This window comes from Streptomyces sp. NBC_00568, assembly GCF_026341855.1.
Taxonomy (GTDB): domain Bacteria; phylum Actinomycetota; class Actinomycetes; order Streptomycetales; family Streptomycetaceae; genus Streptomyces.
Map to the genome: position 1 here is coordinate 1,632,384 of NZ_JAPENW010000001.1, position 16,140 is coordinate 1,648,523.

Below are 16,140 nucleotides of genomic sequence, written 5' to 3' on the forward strand. Positions count from 1 at the left end.
GGCAACGTGGACAGGATCGTGCGGGCCTGGGTGGACGGATGGGTCGTCTCGCGCGGGGCGGCGCCGCCCGTCGCCGAGGGATGGGGGTACACGATCGACGTGGGACAGAAGGGGCACGTGACGCGCCATGTCCTCGGGGCGACGAACGACCAGGTCGAGGAGGCCTCGGTCCGCAAGGTCGCGGACGCGGTGACCGCGGCCGGAGTCTGGCTCAAGGTCTTCGCCGAACCCTCGGACGTCCGGCCCTGGCTCGGCGCGGGCTGGTGGATCGACCCCGAGCCCGGCTACCTGATGTCCGTGCCCCTGGCCGACGCAGGCAGCGCCACCCAGGACAGCGCCCTTCCCTCCGGCTACCGGCTGCGCACCTGGACCCGCGGTGGCGTCACGCGCGCCCTGGTCACGGCGTCGGACGGCTCCTGGGCGGCCCGCGGCCAGATCGCCCCCACGGGCGGGACGGCGGTCGTCGACCAGATAGAGACGTCGGCGGAGCACCGGCGGCGCGGGCTCGGCCGCTTCGTGATGCGGACCCTCACCCGGGCCGCCGCGGACCAGGGCGCCGAGACCGGAGTCCTGGCGGGGACACCGGAGGGACGGGCGCTGTACGAGTCCCTGGGGTGGCGGGTGGAGGCGCCACTGCTGAGCGGGCACTTCGTCGGGGACCGGTCCTAGCGCCGGATTCCTCGAACGGCGTACGCACGTCCCTCCGGAACAGACGAGTCGGTGGTGCGGGTCTCCCCCGCGACCAGGGCCGGGCTCGGATGGGTGAGCCGACCTGGCGCGCGGCGGGTGGCACGGACGATCGTCATACGTCGGCGGCGGCTCCGGCCGCCGGTCACCTCCTCGCCCGCCACCGGGGCCGCACCTCACACGACGCGGGTCGCCCGGCCGCTCGAGCTGATGATCGGGATGCGAGGTGGCCGCCTGCCGTTGGAAGGTGGAGTCATGAACCATCACCACTCCCAGCACACGATCGACATCGACAGCCGGCTCGTCACCACCGGCGCCGTGCTCACCGTGACCGGTGCCGTAGTGGCGTGCACCGGCATGGTCATCGCGGCCGTCGCCGTGTTCTCCGCAGGTCGGCGCCTGGTCCGCGACATGGATGTGACCCCGGCCCAGCAGGCGGCCATCAAGTGGCAGCAGGCCAAGGAGGCGTCCCGAGCGGGCATGCAGGCCTGGCAGTCCGCGTCCGACGCCCAGAACGGGTCGCTCACCAACTAGCGGGTCCCGCCCGCGACTCTCAAGGGACAGGAGGCGGTGCGGTCACTCTGTCCTCCGGGGTGCCTCCCGGGCTCTTCGAGTCCTTCTTCTACGCCGGCTCGCTCGCCCTCCCCGAGGACGGGCCGAGGACGGGCCGAGGACGGGCCGAGGACGGGCCGAAGGACATCCGAGGACGGGCCGAAGGACATCCGAGGACAGGCCGAGGACGGGCTGAAGGACACTCCGGCGGCTGCTGGACGCGGTGCCCGTACAGGTGTGCGTCAACCTCGAACGGCCTGCGGTCCTCCCCCGGATCGCCGAACGGGCCGCCGCCCCGATCGCCGGCCTCGGCGCGAGCGACGCGACGTTCCTCGACGTCGCCTTCGGGCGGGCGACGCGGCCCAGGGCGGCCGCCCTCCGGCCTGCCGCGACCGATGGCGGCGGTGCGGGCGTCGCTTCCGACGTGCCCGACGGCACCCGGGATCCGGCGTTTCCGTGGGAGCCGGACCCCGGCGAAATTCCGGCCACCCGTTCCGGTGAAACTGCCAGGATGGCGGCCATGACTGCCTCGTACGACATCCCCGTGGTCATCGACCGCCGCGAGGGCCCGTACGGCGAGGTCGTGTTGCGGCGCCACGGCGCGCTGCTGCAGATCATCGCCAACGGGTGCTTTCTGATGGACACCTCCGACGGGCGTTCCGAGCGACTGCTCGTGGACGCGGCGTGCGACGCCCTGGACGGGCGCCCGGAGCCGAGTGTGCTGATCGGCGGGCTCGGCGTCGGATTCTCGCTCGCGCACGCGGCCGCCGACCCCCGCTGGGGGCGCATCACGGTGGTCGAGCGCGAGCGGGCCATCATCGACTGGCACCGGGACGGCCCCCTCGCCGGACTCTCGGCCCGGGCGCTCGCCGACCCGCGCACGGACATCGTCGAGGCCGATCTCGTCGAGTACGTCAATGAGATCTCCGACACGTTCGACGCGCTGTGCCTCGACATCGACAACGGACCCGGCTGGACGGTCACCGAGGGCAACGCGGGGCTGTACGGAACGTCCGGACTGGCAGGCTGCGCAAGGACGTTGAAGCCGGGCGGCGTGCTCGCCGTGTGGTCGGCACAGCCCTCTCCGGAATTTGAAGGATCCTTGCGGAATGCCGGATTCCAGCGGATCCGTACCGAAGAGATCCCTGTTGCCCGGGGCGTTCCCGACGTCGTGCACCTCGCGGTAAGGCCTGGATAGCCGAGGCACCGTGACTGCCCGTACCCTGCTTGCCTGACGCGGATCATTCAAGCGTCAAGCGCAGTCATGGGATCACCCCACGGATTCCGGAAAGCACACTTCAGGGGCGGGCGATGGAGCAGACACACACCTCCCAGAACGGCACGGCGGCGACCCAGGGCGCTCAGCGCCGGGTATTGGTCGTCGAGGACGACCCGACGATCGTCGACGCCATCGCGGCCCGCCTGAGAGCCGAGGGATTCCTCGTGCAAACCGCGGGCGACGGTCCGGCCGCCGTCGACACCGCCGAGGCCTGGCAGCCCGATCTGCTGATCCTCGACATCATGCTGCCCGGCTTCGACGGTCTGGAGGTCTGCCGCCGTGTGCAGGCCGCCCGCCCGGTGCCGGTGCTGATGCTCACCGCGCGCGACGACGAGACCGACATGCTGGTCGGGCTCGGCGTCGGCGCCGACGACTACATGACCAAGCCGTTCTCGATGCGTGAGCTGGCCGCTCGCGTGCACGTCCTGCTCCGCAGGGTCGAGCGCGCGGTGGTCGCTGCCTCCACGCCGCGCAGCGGCATCCTGCGCCTCGGCGAGCTGGAGATCGACCACGCGCAGCGCCGGGTGCGGGTGCGCAGCGAGGACGTGCACCTCACTCCCACGGAATTCGACCTCCTCGTCTGCCTCGCGAACACGCCGCGTGCCGTACTCTCGCGCGAGCAGCTGCTCGCCGAGGTGTGGGACTGGGCGGACGCCTCCGGCACCCGGACCGTCGACAGCCACATCAAGGCGCTGCGTCGCAAGATCGGTGCCGAGCGGATCCGTACGGTGCACGGCGTGGGCTACGCACTCGAGACCCCGACTCCCTGAGCCGGGGCTCCGTCGGAACGTCGGGACCTGCGTGATCGGGACCTGCGTGAGGGGCTGATGTGATGAGCGGACTCGGAGAGAGAGGACGCGGGCTCGCCGAGCGCGCGTCCGGGGAGCGCAGGAGCGCGGGCCCCTGGGGCGGTGTACGGCCCTTCTCGATCAAGACCAAGCTGGGCGCGCTGGTCGTCATCTCCGTGCTCATCACCACGGGTCTGTCGATGATCGCGGTGCACACCAAGACGGAGCTCCGCTTCATCACGGTCTTCTCGATGATCGCCACCCTGCTCATCACGCAGTTCGTGGCGCACTCGCTCACCGCGCCGCTGGACGAGATGAACGCCGTGGCCCGCTCCATCTCGCACGGCGACTACACCCGGCGGGTGCGTGACGACCGGCGGGACGAGCTGGGCGACCTGGCCCAGACGATCAATCTCATGGCGGACGAGCTGGAGGCCCAGGACCGCCAGCGCAAGGAACTCGTGGCGAATGTCTCGCACGAGCTGCGCACCCCCATCGCCGGTCTGCGCGCGGTCCTGGAGAACGTCGTGGACGGTGTCTCGGCGGCCGACCCCGAGACGATGCGCACGGCGCTGAAGCAGACGGAGCGGCTCGGGCGGCTGGTGGAGACCCTTCTCGACCTGTCCCGGCTGGACAACGGGGTCGTGCCGCTGCGCAGGCGCCGCTTCGAGGTGTGGCCCTATCTGTCCGGTGTGCTGAAGGAGGCCAACATGGTCGCCTCCGCGCGCGCGGACATCGCCTCGGGTTCCGGCAGCCACACCCGCACGGACGTCCATCTGCACCTCGACGTGTCCCCGCCGGAGCTGACCGCGCACGCGGACCCGGAGCGGATCCACCAGGTCGTGGCGAATCTCATCGACAACGCCGTCAAGCACAGCCCGCCGCACGGCCGGGTGACGGTGAAGGCGCGACGCGGCGCCTACCCCGAGTCGCTGGCCCTGGAGGTCCTGGACGAGGGGCCCGGCATTCCGAAGTCGGAGTGGCACCGCGTCTTCGAGCGGTTCAACCGGGGCGGGGTGCCCGCGCCGCACGGTCCGGGCAGCGACGGCGGTACGGGTCTGGGCCTGGCCATCGCCCGCTGGGCGGTCGATCTGCACGGCGGACGCATCGGCGTGGCCGAATCCCAGCGGGGCTGCCGGATCCAGGTCATCCTTCCGGGACTCCCTTCTCTGCCAAGTTGACGTAAAGTTCGAACCGGAGTCGCAAGATCCACCACTGTCGCCGCGTGCGTACACGTGTGATCAGGCACAGGGCCGCGTGAAGCACGCCGCGACCCGCGGTCGACGTACCCATTCCGAAGCGGAACTTCGCTTGTTTCCCGCCATTTCCATGGGCGAAACACGGATTCCGATGTGACTTACGCGACGTTGGACGGGCCCGGCCTGACCTTCTCGGCCAGGGAGGCGTAGCCTTTATTCCCGCTGTCCATCACCTTGCGAAGCGGAAGAGGGCGGTTAGCGCCGTGTCGCCACAGTCCCCCAGTAACTCGAGTATCTCGACCGATGACCAAGCCGCCGGGAAGAACCCCGCGGCCGCCTTCGGTGCCAACGAGTGGCTCGTCGACGAGATCTATCAGCAGTACCTCCAGGACCCGAATTCGGTAGACCGAGCCTGGTGGGACTTCTTCGCCGATTACAAGCCCGGCGCGGCCGCAGTACCCGCCGCCTCGGGCCCGGCGGGTACTGCGGCCGCGGGGGCCGCAGGGACCACCACGTCCGCGCCTGCCGCGTCGGCCGCCCCCGTGGCGCCCGCGGCTCGCCAGGCTCCTCCCCAGGCCGCGCCCGCGCCCGCTCCGGCCGCCGCTCCCGCGGCACCGAAGCCCGCCGCTGCCGCCCCGGCTCCCGCGAAGGCCGCTCCGGCCGCCGCGAAGCCGAAGGCCGCGCCGGCCACAGAGGCGCCCGAGGGCCCCGAGTACGTCACCCTGCGTGGCCCCGCCGGTGCCGTCGCGAAGAACATGAACGCCTCGCTGGAGCTGCCCACGGCCACGTCCGTGCGCGCGGTCCCGGTGAAGCTGCTCTTCGACAACCGCATCGTCATCAACAACCACCTGAAGCGCGCCCGGGGCGGGAAGATCTCCTTCACCCACCTCATCGGCTACGCGATGGTGCAGGCCATCAAGGCCATGCCGTCGATGAACTGGCACTACGCGGACAAGGACGGGAAGCCCACCCTCGTCAAGCCGCCGCACGTCAACTTCGGCCTCGCCATCGACCTGGTGAAGCCCAACGGTGACCGCCAGCTGGTCGTCGCGGGCATCAAGAAGGCCGAGACGCTGAACTTCTTCGAGTTCTGGCAGGCCTACGAGGACATCGTCCGCCGCGCCCGTGACGGCAAGCTGACGATGGACGACTTCACCGGTGTCACGGTCTCCCTGACCAACCCCGGCGGTCTCGGCACCGTCCACTCGGTCCCGCGTCTGATGCCCGGACAGTCGGTCATCATGGGCGTCGGTTCGATGGACTACCCGGCGGAGTTCCAGGGCACCTCCCAGGACACCCTGAACAAGCTCGGCATCGCCAAGGTCATGACGCTCACGTCGACCTACGACCACCGGGTCATCCAGGGCGCGGCCTCGGGCGAGTTCCTGCGCATCGTCGCGAACTTCCTGCTCGGCGAGAGCGGCTTCTACGACGAGATCTTCGAGGCCCTGCGCATTCCTTACGAGCCGGTCCGCTGGCTCAAGGACATCGACGCCAGCCACGACGACGACGTCACCAAGGCCGCCCGGGTCTTCGAGCTGATCCACTCCTACCGGGTCCGCGGCCACGTCATGGCCGACACCGACCCGCTGGAGTACCGCCAGCGCAAGCACCCCGACCTGGACATCACCGAGCACGGCCTCACGCTCTGGGACCTGGAGCGCGAGTTCGCCGTCGGCGGCTTCGCGGGCAAGTCCCTGATGAAGCTGCGCGACATCCTCGGTGTGCTGCGCGACTCGTACTGCCGCACCACCGGCATCGAGTTCATGCACATCCAGGACCCGAAGCAGCGCAAGTGGATCCAGGACCGCATCGAGCGCCCGCACACCAAGCCGGAGCGCGAGGAGCAGCTGCGCATCCTGCGCCGCCTGAACGCGGCGGAGGCCTTCGAGACCTTCCTGCAGACGAAGTACGTCGGCCAGAAGCGCTTCTCCCTGGAGGGCGGCGAGTCCGTCATCCCGCTCCTCGACGCCGTCATCGACAGCGCCGCGGAGTCCCGCCTGGACGAGGTCGTCATCGGCATGGCCCACCGCGGCCGCCTGAACGTCCTCGCGAACATCGTCGGCAAGTCGTACGCGCAGATCTTCCGCGAGTTCGAGGGCAACCTCGACCCGAAGTCGATGCACGGCTCCGGCGACGTGAAGTACCACCTGGGCGCCCAGGGCACCTTCACCGGCCTGGACGGCGAGCAGATCAAGGTCGCGCTGGCCGCCAACCCGTCCCACCTGGAGACGGTCGACCCGGTCATCGAGGGCATCGTCCGCGCCCGGCAGGACATCATCAACAAGGGCGGCACGGACTTCACCGTCCTGCCCGTCGCCCTGCACGGTGACGCGGCCTTCGCCGGCCAGGGTGTGGTCGCCGAGACGCTCAACATGTCGCAGCTGCGCGGCTACCGCACGGGCGGCACGGTCCACATCGTCATCAACAACCAGGTCGGCTTCACCGCCGCCCCGGAGTCGTCGCGCTCCTCCATGTACGCCACCGACGTGGCCCGCATGATCGAGGCGCCGATCTTCCACGTGAACGGCGACGACCCCGAGGCCGTCGTCCGCGTCGCGCGGCTGGCGTTCGAGTTCCGCCAGGCGTTCAACAAGGACGTCGTGATCGACCTCATCTGCTACCGCCGCCGCGGACACAACGAGTCCGACAACCCGGCGTTCACGCAGCCGCTGATGTACGACCTGATCGACAAGAAGCGCTCGGTGCGCAAGCTCTACACCGAGTCCCTGATCGGTCGCGGCGACATCACCCTCGAAGAGGCCGAGCAGGCGCTGCAGGACTTCCAGGGCCAGCTGGAGAAGGTCTTCACCGAGGTCCGCGAGGCCGTCGCGCAGGCGCCCGAGGCTCACGTCCCGGACGTCCAGGCCGAGTTCCCGGTCGCCGTGTCCACCGCGGTCTCCCAGGAGATCGTGAAGCGGATCGCCGAGTCCCAGGTCAACATCCCGGACAACGTCACCGTGCACCCGCGGCTGCTCCCGCAGCTCCAGCGCCGTGCGTCGATGATCGAGGACGGCACGATCGACTGGGGCATGGGCGAGACCCTCGCCATCGGTTCGCTGCTCCTGGAGGGCACGCCGGTCCGGCTGTCCGGCCAGGACTCGCGCCGCGGCACCTTCGGCCAGCGTCACGCGGTGCTGATCGACCGGGTCACGGGCGAGGACTACACCCCGCTCCAGTACCTCTCGGACGAGCAGGCCCGCCTGAACGTCTACGACTCGCTGCTCTCCGAGTACGCGGTCATGGGCTTCGAGTACGGCTACTCGCTGGCCCGCCCGGACGCGCTGGTGATGTGGGAGGCGCAGTTCGGCGACTTCGTCAACGGCGCCCAGACGGTCGTCGACGAGTACATCTCGGCCGCCGAGCAGAAGTGGGGCCAGACGTCCGGCGTCACCCTGCTGCTCCCGCACGGCTACGAGGGCCAGGGCCCGGACCACTCCTCGGCCCGGATCGAGCGCTTCCTCCAGCTGTGCGCGCAGAACAACATGACGGTCGCCCAGCCGACGTCGCCGTCGAACTACTTCCACCTCCTGCGGTGGCAGGTGCACAACCCGCACCACAAGCCGCTGGTGGTCTTCACCCCGAAGTCGATGCTGCGCCTCAAGGCGGCGGCCTCGAAGGCGGAGGAGTTCACGTCGGGTCAGTTCCGCCCGGTCATCGGCGACGACTCGGTCGACGCGGCCGCCGTGCGCAAGGTCGTGTTCTGCGCCGGCAAGCTGTACTACGACCTGGAGGCCGAGCGGAAGAAGCGCGGCAGCACGGACACGGCGATCATCCGTATCGAGCGCCTGTACCCGCTGCCGGGTGCCGAGCTCCAGGCGGAGATCGCCAAGTACCCGAACGCCGAGAAGTACCTGTGGGCCCAGGAGGAGCCGGCGAACCAGGGTGCCTGGCCGTTCATCGCGCTCAACCTGATCGACCACCTGGACCTGGCGGTCGGCGCGGACGTCCCGGGCGCCGAGCGCCTGCGCCGCATCTCGCGTCCGCACTCCTCCTCGCCCGCCGTCGGTTCCGCGAAGCGGCACCAGGCGGAGCAGGAGCAGCTGGTGCGCGAGGTGTTCGAGGCCTAGGCCGCGGCACGGCGGTACGCATCGCCTGTACGCCGTCGGAGACCCGGTTCCCTCTCGAGGGGGCCGGGTCTCCGGTTTGTCCGGGGGCCCGGTCCGGCTCCGGACCCCGCACTCCGGGCTCCGGGCTCCGGGCTCCGGGCCCCCGCCTATCCTTTTGTCCAGCGTTTCCCTTCCCTTTCACCGACGGAGCACCAGCCATGTACTTCACCGACCGCGGCATCGAGGAACTTGAGAAGCGGCGCGGCGAGGAAGAGGTCACCTTCGAGTGGCTCGCCGAGCAGCTGCGTACGTTCGTCGACCTCAACCCGGACTTCGAGGTACCGGTGGAGCGGCTGGCGACCTGGCTGGCCCGGCTGGACGACGAGGACGAGGACGAGGAGTAGACACTCCGGCGCCGCTCCTCGGGGTGGGGTGACGGGTCCTCTCCGGGCGGGGGCGTCCGGGGGCCGGTGCGACAGGGCGCCGCGCCTGCGTGGCCGAGCGTCGCGCCTGCGTGGCCGAGCATCGCGCCTGCGTGGCAGGGCATCCGAGCGTGCACGGCAAGGGCGACCGGTCCCCGGGGAAGCGGGCCCGGCTCCAGGGGGACTGCGGTCGCGTCAGTCGAAGGCGCGCAGACGGTCGTACGCCAGGCCGAGGGCGCCGCGGAGCATCAGGACCGCACCGGCGACGATCCAGCCGCCGCTGTGGCGCCGTACGCCCCAGGCGGTGAGCGGGAGGCCGACGGCCAGCTGGGCCGCCGCGAGGGTGCGCGCCCTCGGACCGCGCAGCCAGGGCCCGAGGCCGCCGCTCTCCACGACGTCGAGTTCGGCGCCGACGGCGGCACGCCAGCCGGTCCACTCGACCTGCTCGGCGTCGGGCCGGATCCGGGCCGCGTCGAGGAGCCGGTCCGCGGACCGGCCGGGCTCGAGCCCGGCCGGAAGGGCCAGCCCCGCGCGCGTGAGGACCCCGAGCAGCCCGCTCACGCGCGCGTGGGCGTCGGCCGCCGGATCGGGCTGCGTCAACGGTTCCAGGGACTGCATGTCGAGCACCGGGTCGAGGCCGAGGCGTGCGGCGAAGGTGCGCATCGCCTCGTCCTCGCCGACCGGGGTGCCGTTCGCCAGCCATTCGTAGCCCACGGTGCGGCGGAAACCCGAGGCCAGGGTGAAGCCGCTGCGGTCGGTGTCCCACCACAGGGCGAGGACGGGCCAGGGAGCGCCGACGGCGAGCGCCGCGGCCCAGCCGGTGAGCACCCGGTCGACGGGTTCCTCGCCGTGCTGCCAGGGCCTGCCCTCGGGGACCAGCACGCTCCACTCGGGCCCCGCCCCGGCGAGCAGCATCCGCTCGCGCAGCAACTGGGCGGCGGGACCGACCGACTCGGGACGGGCCCGGCAGAGGAGCAGGGCGCCGGGGGCCTGGACCGGGTGGTCGTCCCGGGACTCGCCGGAGGCAGTCGACATAGCCCCACTTTAGGGCGATTTGCCCATATCAACGCACTGATGATCCCCAGAACGGGTGTCTTGACTTTCCGTATCCGCGATATATCGTGAATAACGGAAGACGCGATATGGCGCGTCGAGTTCGGATTCGCGTACGGGTCCGGTCCGGTCGAGGAGGTCTGCACCATGTCCGAGTGGTCCGTGGCAGAGCCGAAGAAGCTCTCCTTCGACGACCCCGTGACGACGCTGCGCGTGCGCGTCGTCAACGGAACAGTGAACGTCGTGGGGACCGACGAGGGTTCCGCCCGGCTGGAGGTGTCCGAGCTGGAGGGCCCGCCGCTCCAGGTGACCCAGGAGGGCGGCACGCTCACGGTGGCCTATGAGGACCTTCCCTGGAAGGGCTTCCTCAAGTGGCTGGACCGCAAGGGCTGGCGCCGTGCGGCGGTGGTCTCGCTGGCCGTCCCGACCGGCACGCGCGTCGAGGTGGGCGTCGTCGGCGCCGCCGCCGTGGTCTCCGGGGTGGACGGGCGGGTCGAGGTGAAGGGCGTCACCGGCGACACGACCCTCGTCCGCGTCGCCGGCCCCGTTCGGGTGGACACCGTCTCCGGGAACCTGGAGGCCCAGGCCGTCACCGGCGACCTCCGCTTCCACTCGGTCTCCGGCGACCTGACCGTCGTCGAGGGCTCGGGCACCTCCGTGCGGGCCGAATCGGTGAGCGGCTCGATGATCGTGGACCTGGACGCGACGGGCGCGCCCACCGACGTCCAGCTGTCGAACGTCTCGGGCGAGATCGCCATCCGGCTCCCCCACCCGGCGGACGCCGAGGTGGAGGCCAACACCGCGAGCGGCACCGTCTCCAGCGCCTTCGAGGACCTGCGGGTCAACGGCCAGTGGGGTGCCAAGAAGATCACGGGCCGTCTCGGCGCGGGCAACGGCAGGCTGAAGGCGGTGACCGTCTCGGGCTCCATCGCCCTGCTGCGCAGGCCCCCGGCGGAGGACGAGACGTACGACGAGGCACCGGAACCCCGGGAAGCGGCCCCGCCGACCGGCCCCGTCGACACCGCGGGCCACGCCACCGGCGACACGACGAGCGGCACCCCGAGCGGCACCCCGAGTGCCGTCGCGAGCGACACCGTCGGAGACGATGCCGCCGAAGGCCGGCCGGCCGACACCCCGACCGACAAGAAGGTGCTCTGACATGGCTCCCGTCTTCGCCCACGGCCGACTGCGCCTCTATCTCCTCAAGCTGCTGGACGAGGCGCCGCGCCACGGGTACGAGGTGATCCGCCTCCTGGAGGAGCGTTTCCAGGGCCTGTACGCACCCTCGGCGGGCACCGTCTACCCCCGGCTGGCGAAGCTGGAGGCCGAGGGGCTGGTCACGCACACCTCCGAGGGCGGCCGCAAGGTGTACGCGATCACCGACGCGGGCCGCGCCGAACTGGCCGACCGCAGCGGCGAGCTGGCCGACCTGGAGCTGGAGATCCGCGAGTCGGTCGCGGAGCTCGCGGCGGAGATCCGCGCGGATGTCCGGGGTGCTGCCGGTGACCTGCGCCGCGAGATGCGGGCGGCGGCCACGGAGGCCCGGCGCGGCTCCAAAGGCGGCGCCGGGGCGAAGCAACACGACGCCTCGCCCGGCGAGTCCGGTGGCCCCGACGACTACCAGGACAAGGAGTCGTGGCGGGCGGCGAAGGAGGAGATGCGGCGCGTCCGGCAGGAGTGGAAGGAGCAGGCCCGCCGGGCGAAGGACGAGAGCCGCCGCGCCCGCGACGAGGCACAGCGCGCCCGCCGCCAGGCCAAGGAGGCGCAGGAGAAGGCCCGCGCCCAGGCCCAGGCGGAGATGCAGCGCATGGCCAAGCGCGTCCAGGACCAGGTCCAGGACCACTTCGCGCGAGGCGACTGGCCGACGGGCGTCCGCGAGGGACTGACCGAACTGGCCAAGGAGTTCGGCGACTTCGGGAAGAACTTCGGCAAGGACCTGGGGAAGGACTTCGGCAAGGAGTTCGGGTTTGGCCGCACCGCCTCCGGAGCGCCCGCGGAGCCGGAGCACACGACCACCCCGGAGGACTTCCCCGCCGCGTACGAACCGGCCTGGGCCCACGAGGACTCCACCGGCAATCCCGGCCGCGATCTGGATCGCCTGCTGGACCGCTTCCGCGACGACATCCGTGACGCGTCCCGTGACCACGGGGTCTCGGAGGATCAACTCCGGGACATCCGCCGTCACTTGTCCGCGGCGGCGGCCCACATCGGATCGACCCTGCGGAGCGGGCGGCCGTAGCCCTTCCGGCGCTCCCCCGGGGGCCGTCGGCGGGGACTGCGGACACAGCCCCCGCCGGCCCCCTCAGGCACCGCCCGGCGCAGACCGGCGCAGACCGGCTTTCGCCGGCTGCCGCCGACCTCCACGGACAGCGTCGACGGGCAGAGGCCTCACCTCGCCGGGCCTTGCGGACCAGCGCCGGCCGTGCGGCAGGGACCTCGCCTCACCCGGCCTCGGCCACGCCGCCCTCCCCGTACAGGACCCGGGTCACCGACTGGTAGGTGACGCCGTGATCGGCCAGCACCTCGCCCGCGACCCCGCCCCGCAGGGTGATCGCCAGCAGGAGGTGCCCGTCCCCGATGTGGCGGTCCCGCCGGGAGAGGGCGACCCGCAGGGCCCGCGTCAGGACATCCTTCGCCCCCTGCCCGAAGGGCCGGCGCCAGGACCGCCGGCCGTTCCCGCCGCGCTTGCCCGACTCCAGCGCCCCCTCCCCGTGCGCCTCCTCGATCCGGGAGACGATCTCGGACAGGTCGATACCGAGCCCGGAGAGGGCGTCCGCGTCGGCGCGCGACAGCCCGCCCCGGCGGCGCGCCTCGGCGAGGTCCCGCTCCAGCGACTCCCGGACCCCCGCCGCCCCGAGCGACGTCAGGGCGAAGGAACCCCGGCTGCCCTCCCGGTCGAGGAGGGCCAGCAACAGGTGCTCCTCATCGACGGACTCGGCCCCGACCCGCTCGGAGTGCGACGCCGCCTCCTCGACGACGGCACGCGCATCCTTCGTGAAGCGTTCGAACATCACTGCCTCCCGTACTTCTTGTGCACGGCCTGCCTGCTCACTCCGAGTTCCGCGGCGATCTCCTGCCACGACCAGCCCTGATTGCGCGCACTGCGCACCTGTACCGCTTCCAACTGCTCCAGCAGCCTCCGCAGCGCGGAGACCGCTCGCAGCCCGACCCGCGGATCGCGATCACCCGCGCGCTCGGCAAGATCCGTTGCTTCGGTCATGATGTCAACTTACGTTGACAGTCTCTTCATGTCAACCAACATTGACACCCGTGCCTGGCCCGGCGCGCACCACCGCCAGAGCACACGAAGCGGCGGGCCCGGAAAATCCGGACCCGCCGCGATACGACACGTCTCCTCAGCCGGCCGGCCAAGGACTCGCCCCAGGGCGTCGGCCGCGCGTCCGCGCGGCCCGGGGCATCAGCCCGCGGTCAGCACGATCTTGCCGAACTGGTCGCCGGACTCCAGCCGTTCGAACCCCTCACGGGCCCGGTCGAGCGGAAGCACCTCGTCGATGACCGGCCGCACACCGGTGGCCGCGCAGAACGCCAGCAGATCCTCCAGCTCGTCCTTCGTCCCCATGGTGGAGCCGACCACCTTGAGCTCGAGGAAGAAGATCCGCGTCAGCTCGGCGTGCGAGGGCCGGTCGCCGCTGGTGGCACCCGAGATGACGACGGTACCGCCGGGACGCAGCGACTTGACCGAGTGCGACCAGGTGGCGGCGCCGACCGTCTCGATGACGGCGTCCACCCGCTGCGGCAGCCGCGCCCCGGACTCCAGCGCCTCGACGGCACCGAGTTCGAGCGCCCGCTTCCGCTTGGCCTCGTCACGGCTGGTGGCGAAGACCCGCAGCCCGGCGGCCTTCCCGAGCACGATCGCGGCGGTGGCCACACCTCCGCCCGCGCCCTGCACGAGCACGGAGTCGCCCGGCCGTACCCCGGCGTTGGTGAACAGCATGCGGTAGGCCGTTAGCCACGCGGTCGGCAGACAGGCGGCCTCCTCGAAGGACAGCTCCTTGGGCTTCGGCAGGACGTTCCACGCCGGTACGGAGACCTGCTCGGCGAAGGTGCCCTGGTAGCGCTCGGTGAGGATGGACCGGGGCTCCTTGGGGCCGACCCCGTGCCCGCTCTGACCGATGACGGAGTGCAGGACGACCTCGTTGCCGTCCTCGTCGATCCCGGCGGCGTCGCAGCCGAGGATCATCGGCAGCTTGTCCTCGGCCAGGCCGACGCCGCGCAGTGACCACAGGTCGTGGTGATTGAGGGAGGCGGCCCGTACGTTCACGGTCGTCCAGCCCGGCCTCTGGTCGGGGGCCGGACGCTCCCCCAACTCCAGGCCGTTCAGCGGCTGGTCACGGTCGATTCGGGCGGCATAGGCAGCGAACATGACCTTGACGATAGGCTCCGCCCCCGGCCGGGGGAACCGCCTCTCCGTGTGACACGCCCCGCAGCCCCTGTGCGAGCCCCGTCACGCGCCGGCCTCGATCGCCGGACGCGCAAGGTTCAGCCCCTCCGCCCTTGCCGGTCCCGTACCGGGGCTCCGCCCCGGACCCCGCTCCTCAATCGCCGGAGGGGCTGAACTTTTCGCGTCCGGCGCTGGAAGGTTTCAGCCCGTCCGGCGATCGAGGACGAGGCCGTCCAGGCCGAAGCGGGGGTCCGGGGACGCAGCTCCCGGGCACCGGACGGGCAGGGGCGGAGGGGGCGGGCAACCACCCACCCGGACGCTCCCGAGGGTAAAAAAACCGGCCCCGCCGGAGACCTCCCGGCGGGGCCAAGCAAGAACACCACGTCAGCGGCGGGCGACGCCCTCCGCACGGGCGGCCGCGGCCACCGCCGCGGTCACCGCCGGAGCCACCCGCTCGTCGAACGGCGAGGGAATGACGTAGTCCGCGGCGAGGTCGTCCCCGACGACCGCGGCCAGCGCGTCGGCGGCGGCGATCTTCATGCCCTCGGTGATCCGGGAGGCCCGGACCTGGAGCGCACCGGCGAAGATCCCCGGGAAGGCCAGCACGTTGTTGATCTGGTTCGGGAAGTCCGACCGCCCGGTCGCGACGACGGCCGCGTACTTGTGGGCGATGTCGGGGTGCACCTCGGGGTTCGGGTTGGCCATCGCGAAAACGAAGGCCCCCTCCGCCATCGAGGCGACCGCCGGCTCCGGCACCGTACCGCCGGAGACACCGATGAAGACGTCGGCGCCCGCGAGCGCCGTCTCCAGCGAACCGGAGATCCCGGCCCTGTTGGTGATCTCCGCCAGCTCCCGCTTGACGTCCGTCAGGTCGTCCCGGTCGCGCGACACGACGCCCTTGCGGTCGGCGACCGCGACATCGCCGAGGCCCGCTTCCAGCAGGAACTTGGCGATGGCGATGCCGGCCGCGCCCGCGCCGGAGATCACCGCGCGCAGGTCGCCGAGCGAGCGCCCGGTCAGCCTGGCGGCGTTCCGCAGGGCCGCGAGGGTGACGACAGCTGTCCCGTGCTGGTCGTCGTGGAAGACGGGAATGTCCAGTCGCTCCTGGAGCTTCCGCTCGATCTCGAAGCACCGCGGTGCCGAGATGTCCTCCAGATTGATGCCGCCGAAGGAGGGAGCGAGCCGGACCACCGTCTCGACGATCTCGTCGACGCCGGTGCAGGCGAGGGCGATCGGCACCGCGTCCACGCCACCGAACTGCTTGAACAGGATGGCCTTGCCCTCCATGACGGGGAGCGAGGCCTCCGGGCCGATGTCACCGAGCCCGAGCACTGCCGTGCCGTCGGTCACCACAGCGACCACGGACGACTTCCACGTGTAGTCGTGGACGAGTTCCGGCTGCTCGGCGATCGCGCTGCACACCTTCGCGACGCCGGGCGTGTACGCCAGGGACAGGTCGTCCTTGTCGCGGACGGGCACCGTGGCTTGCACAGCCATTTTGCCGCCGCGGTGCAGCGCGAAAGCCGGGTCGAAGGCATCGAGGGGCTCGGCCCCGCCTTCGTGATCCGTACTGCTGTCGCTGCGAGGATTGACGATCTCCGCTGCCACTTTGTTTTACCCCTTAAGTCTTCATTGTCTGAGGGTGACCACTCCTGGTTGAGGGGTGGGCGGGCACCGCGCAGGCCCTGCCGCCGTGGTTGCGTACGGGC

The 16,140-nt window shown here is 71.2% G+C and carries 14 protein-coding genes; 9 read left to right on the top strand and 5 right to left on the bottom strand.

Going from position 1 to position 16,140, the window contains the following annotated elements; all coding sequences use genetic code 11:
- Window positions 1-6: 6 nt before the first annotated feature.
- The 7 genes from OOK38_RS06860 to OOK38_RS06890 all read left to right on the top strand — a co-directional run bounded on the left by OOK38_RS06860 (window position 7) and on the right by OOK38_RS06890 (window position 8,958).
- Window positions 7-669 carry a GNAT family N-acetyltransferase gene (locus tag OOK38_RS06860; RefSeq protein WP_266762669.1) on the top strand — a complete coding sequence of 221 codons (663 nt, stop codon included), beginning with the start codon at window positions 7-9 and terminating at the stop codon, window positions 667-669.
- Between the two features lie 273 nt (window positions 670-942).
- A complete protein-coding gene (locus OOK38_RS06865; RefSeq protein WP_266762667.1) occupies window positions 943-1,221 on the top strand; it encodes a hypothetical protein in 279 nt (92 codons plus the stop codon).
- Between the two features lie 538 nt (window positions 1,222-1,759).
- Complete coding sequence (locus tag OOK38_RS06870) at window positions 1,760-2,437, top strand: spermidine synthase (protein ID WP_266765849.1); 678 nt, start codon at window positions 1,760-1,762, stop codon at window positions 2,435-2,437.
- 113 nt (window positions 2,438-2,550) lie between these two features.
- Window positions 2,551-3,288, top strand: coding sequence for a response regulator transcription factor (locus tag OOK38_RS06875; protein ID WP_266762665.1), 738 nt, complete (start codon window positions 2,551-2,553; stop codon window positions 3,286-3,288).
- 62 nt (window positions 3,289-3,350) lie between these two features.
- A complete protein-coding gene (locus OOK38_RS06880; protein ID WP_266762663.1) occupies window positions 3,351-4,487 on the top strand; it encodes a HAMP domain-containing sensor histidine kinase in 1,137 nt (378 codons plus the stop codon).
- 281 nt (window positions 4,488-4,768) lie between these two features.
- Window positions 4,769-8,575 carry a multifunctional oxoglutarate decarboxylase/oxoglutarate dehydrogenase thiamine pyrophosphate-binding subunit/dihydrolipoyllysine-residue succinyltransferase subunit gene (locus OOK38_RS06885; protein ID WP_266762661.1) on the top strand — a complete coding sequence of 1,269 codons (3,807 nt, stop codon included), beginning with the start codon at window positions 4,769-4,771 and terminating at the stop codon, window positions 8,573-8,575.
- A gap of 197 nt (window positions 8,576-8,772) precedes the next feature.
- Complete coding sequence (locus tag OOK38_RS06890; RefSeq protein WP_030190019.1) at window positions 8,773-8,958, top strand: DUF6104 family protein; 186 nt, start codon at window positions 8,773-8,775, stop codon at window positions 8,956-8,958.
- Window positions 8,959-9,171: 213 nt separating this feature from the next.
- Here OOK38_RS06890 and OOK38_RS06895 read toward each other — a convergent pair whose 3' ends face one another.
- Window positions 9,172-10,011 carry a hypothetical protein gene (locus OOK38_RS06895; protein WP_266762659.1) on the bottom strand — a complete coding sequence of 280 codons (840 nt, stop codon included), beginning with the start codon at window positions 10,009-10,011 and terminating at the stop codon, window positions 9,172-9,174.
- Window positions 10,012-10,176: 165 nt separating this feature from the next.
- On the opposite strand from OOK38_RS06895, the gene OOK38_RS06900 reads away from it, so the two are divergent.
- Window positions 10,177-11,187 (top strand): DUF4097 family beta strand repeat-containing protein, encoded by a 1,011-nt coding sequence (locus OOK38_RS06900; RefSeq protein WP_266762658.1) that lies wholly within the window; start codon window positions 10,177-10,179, stop codon window positions 11,185-11,187.
- A 1-nt stretch (window position 11,188) separates the two neighbouring features.
- Window positions 11,189-12,268, top strand: coding sequence for a PadR family transcriptional regulator (locus tag OOK38_RS06905; RefSeq protein ID WP_266762657.1), 1,080 nt, complete (start codon window positions 11,189-11,191; stop codon window positions 12,266-12,268).
- A gap of 202 nt (window positions 12,269-12,470) precedes the next feature.
- Here the strand turns inward: OOK38_RS06905 and OOK38_RS06910 are convergent, their stop codons facing one another.
- The 4 genes from OOK38_RS06910 to OOK38_RS06925 all read right to left on the bottom strand — a co-directional run bounded on the left by OOK38_RS06910 (window position 12,471) and on the right by OOK38_RS06925 (window position 16,039).
- Window positions 12,471-13,040: a Clp protease N-terminal domain-containing protein gene (locus OOK38_RS06910; RefSeq protein ID WP_266762656.1), complete on the bottom strand. Its 570-nt coding sequence runs from the start codon at window positions 13,038-13,040 to the stop codon at window positions 12,471-12,473.
- Complete coding sequence (locus OOK38_RS06915; RefSeq protein WP_121405930.1) at window positions 13,040-13,249, bottom strand: helix-turn-helix domain-containing protein; 210 nt, start codon at window positions 13,247-13,249, stop codon at window positions 13,040-13,042. The genes OOK38_RS06910 and OOK38_RS06915 overlap by 1 nt, the downstream gene beginning before the upstream one ends.
- A 198-nt stretch (window positions 13,250-13,447) precedes the next feature.
- On the bottom strand, window positions 13,448-14,413 hold the full coding sequence (locus OOK38_RS06920) for a zinc-binding dehydrogenase (protein WP_266762655.1): 966 nt from the start codon (window positions 14,411-14,413) through the stop codon (window positions 13,448-13,450).
- Between the two features lie 402 nt (window positions 14,414-14,815).
- Window positions 14,816-16,039 (bottom strand): NADP-dependent malic enzyme, encoded by a 1,224-nt coding sequence (locus OOK38_RS06925; protein WP_266762653.1) that lies wholly within the window; start codon window positions 16,037-16,039, stop codon window positions 14,816-14,818.
- Window positions 16,040-16,140 lie beyond the last annotated feature (101 nt).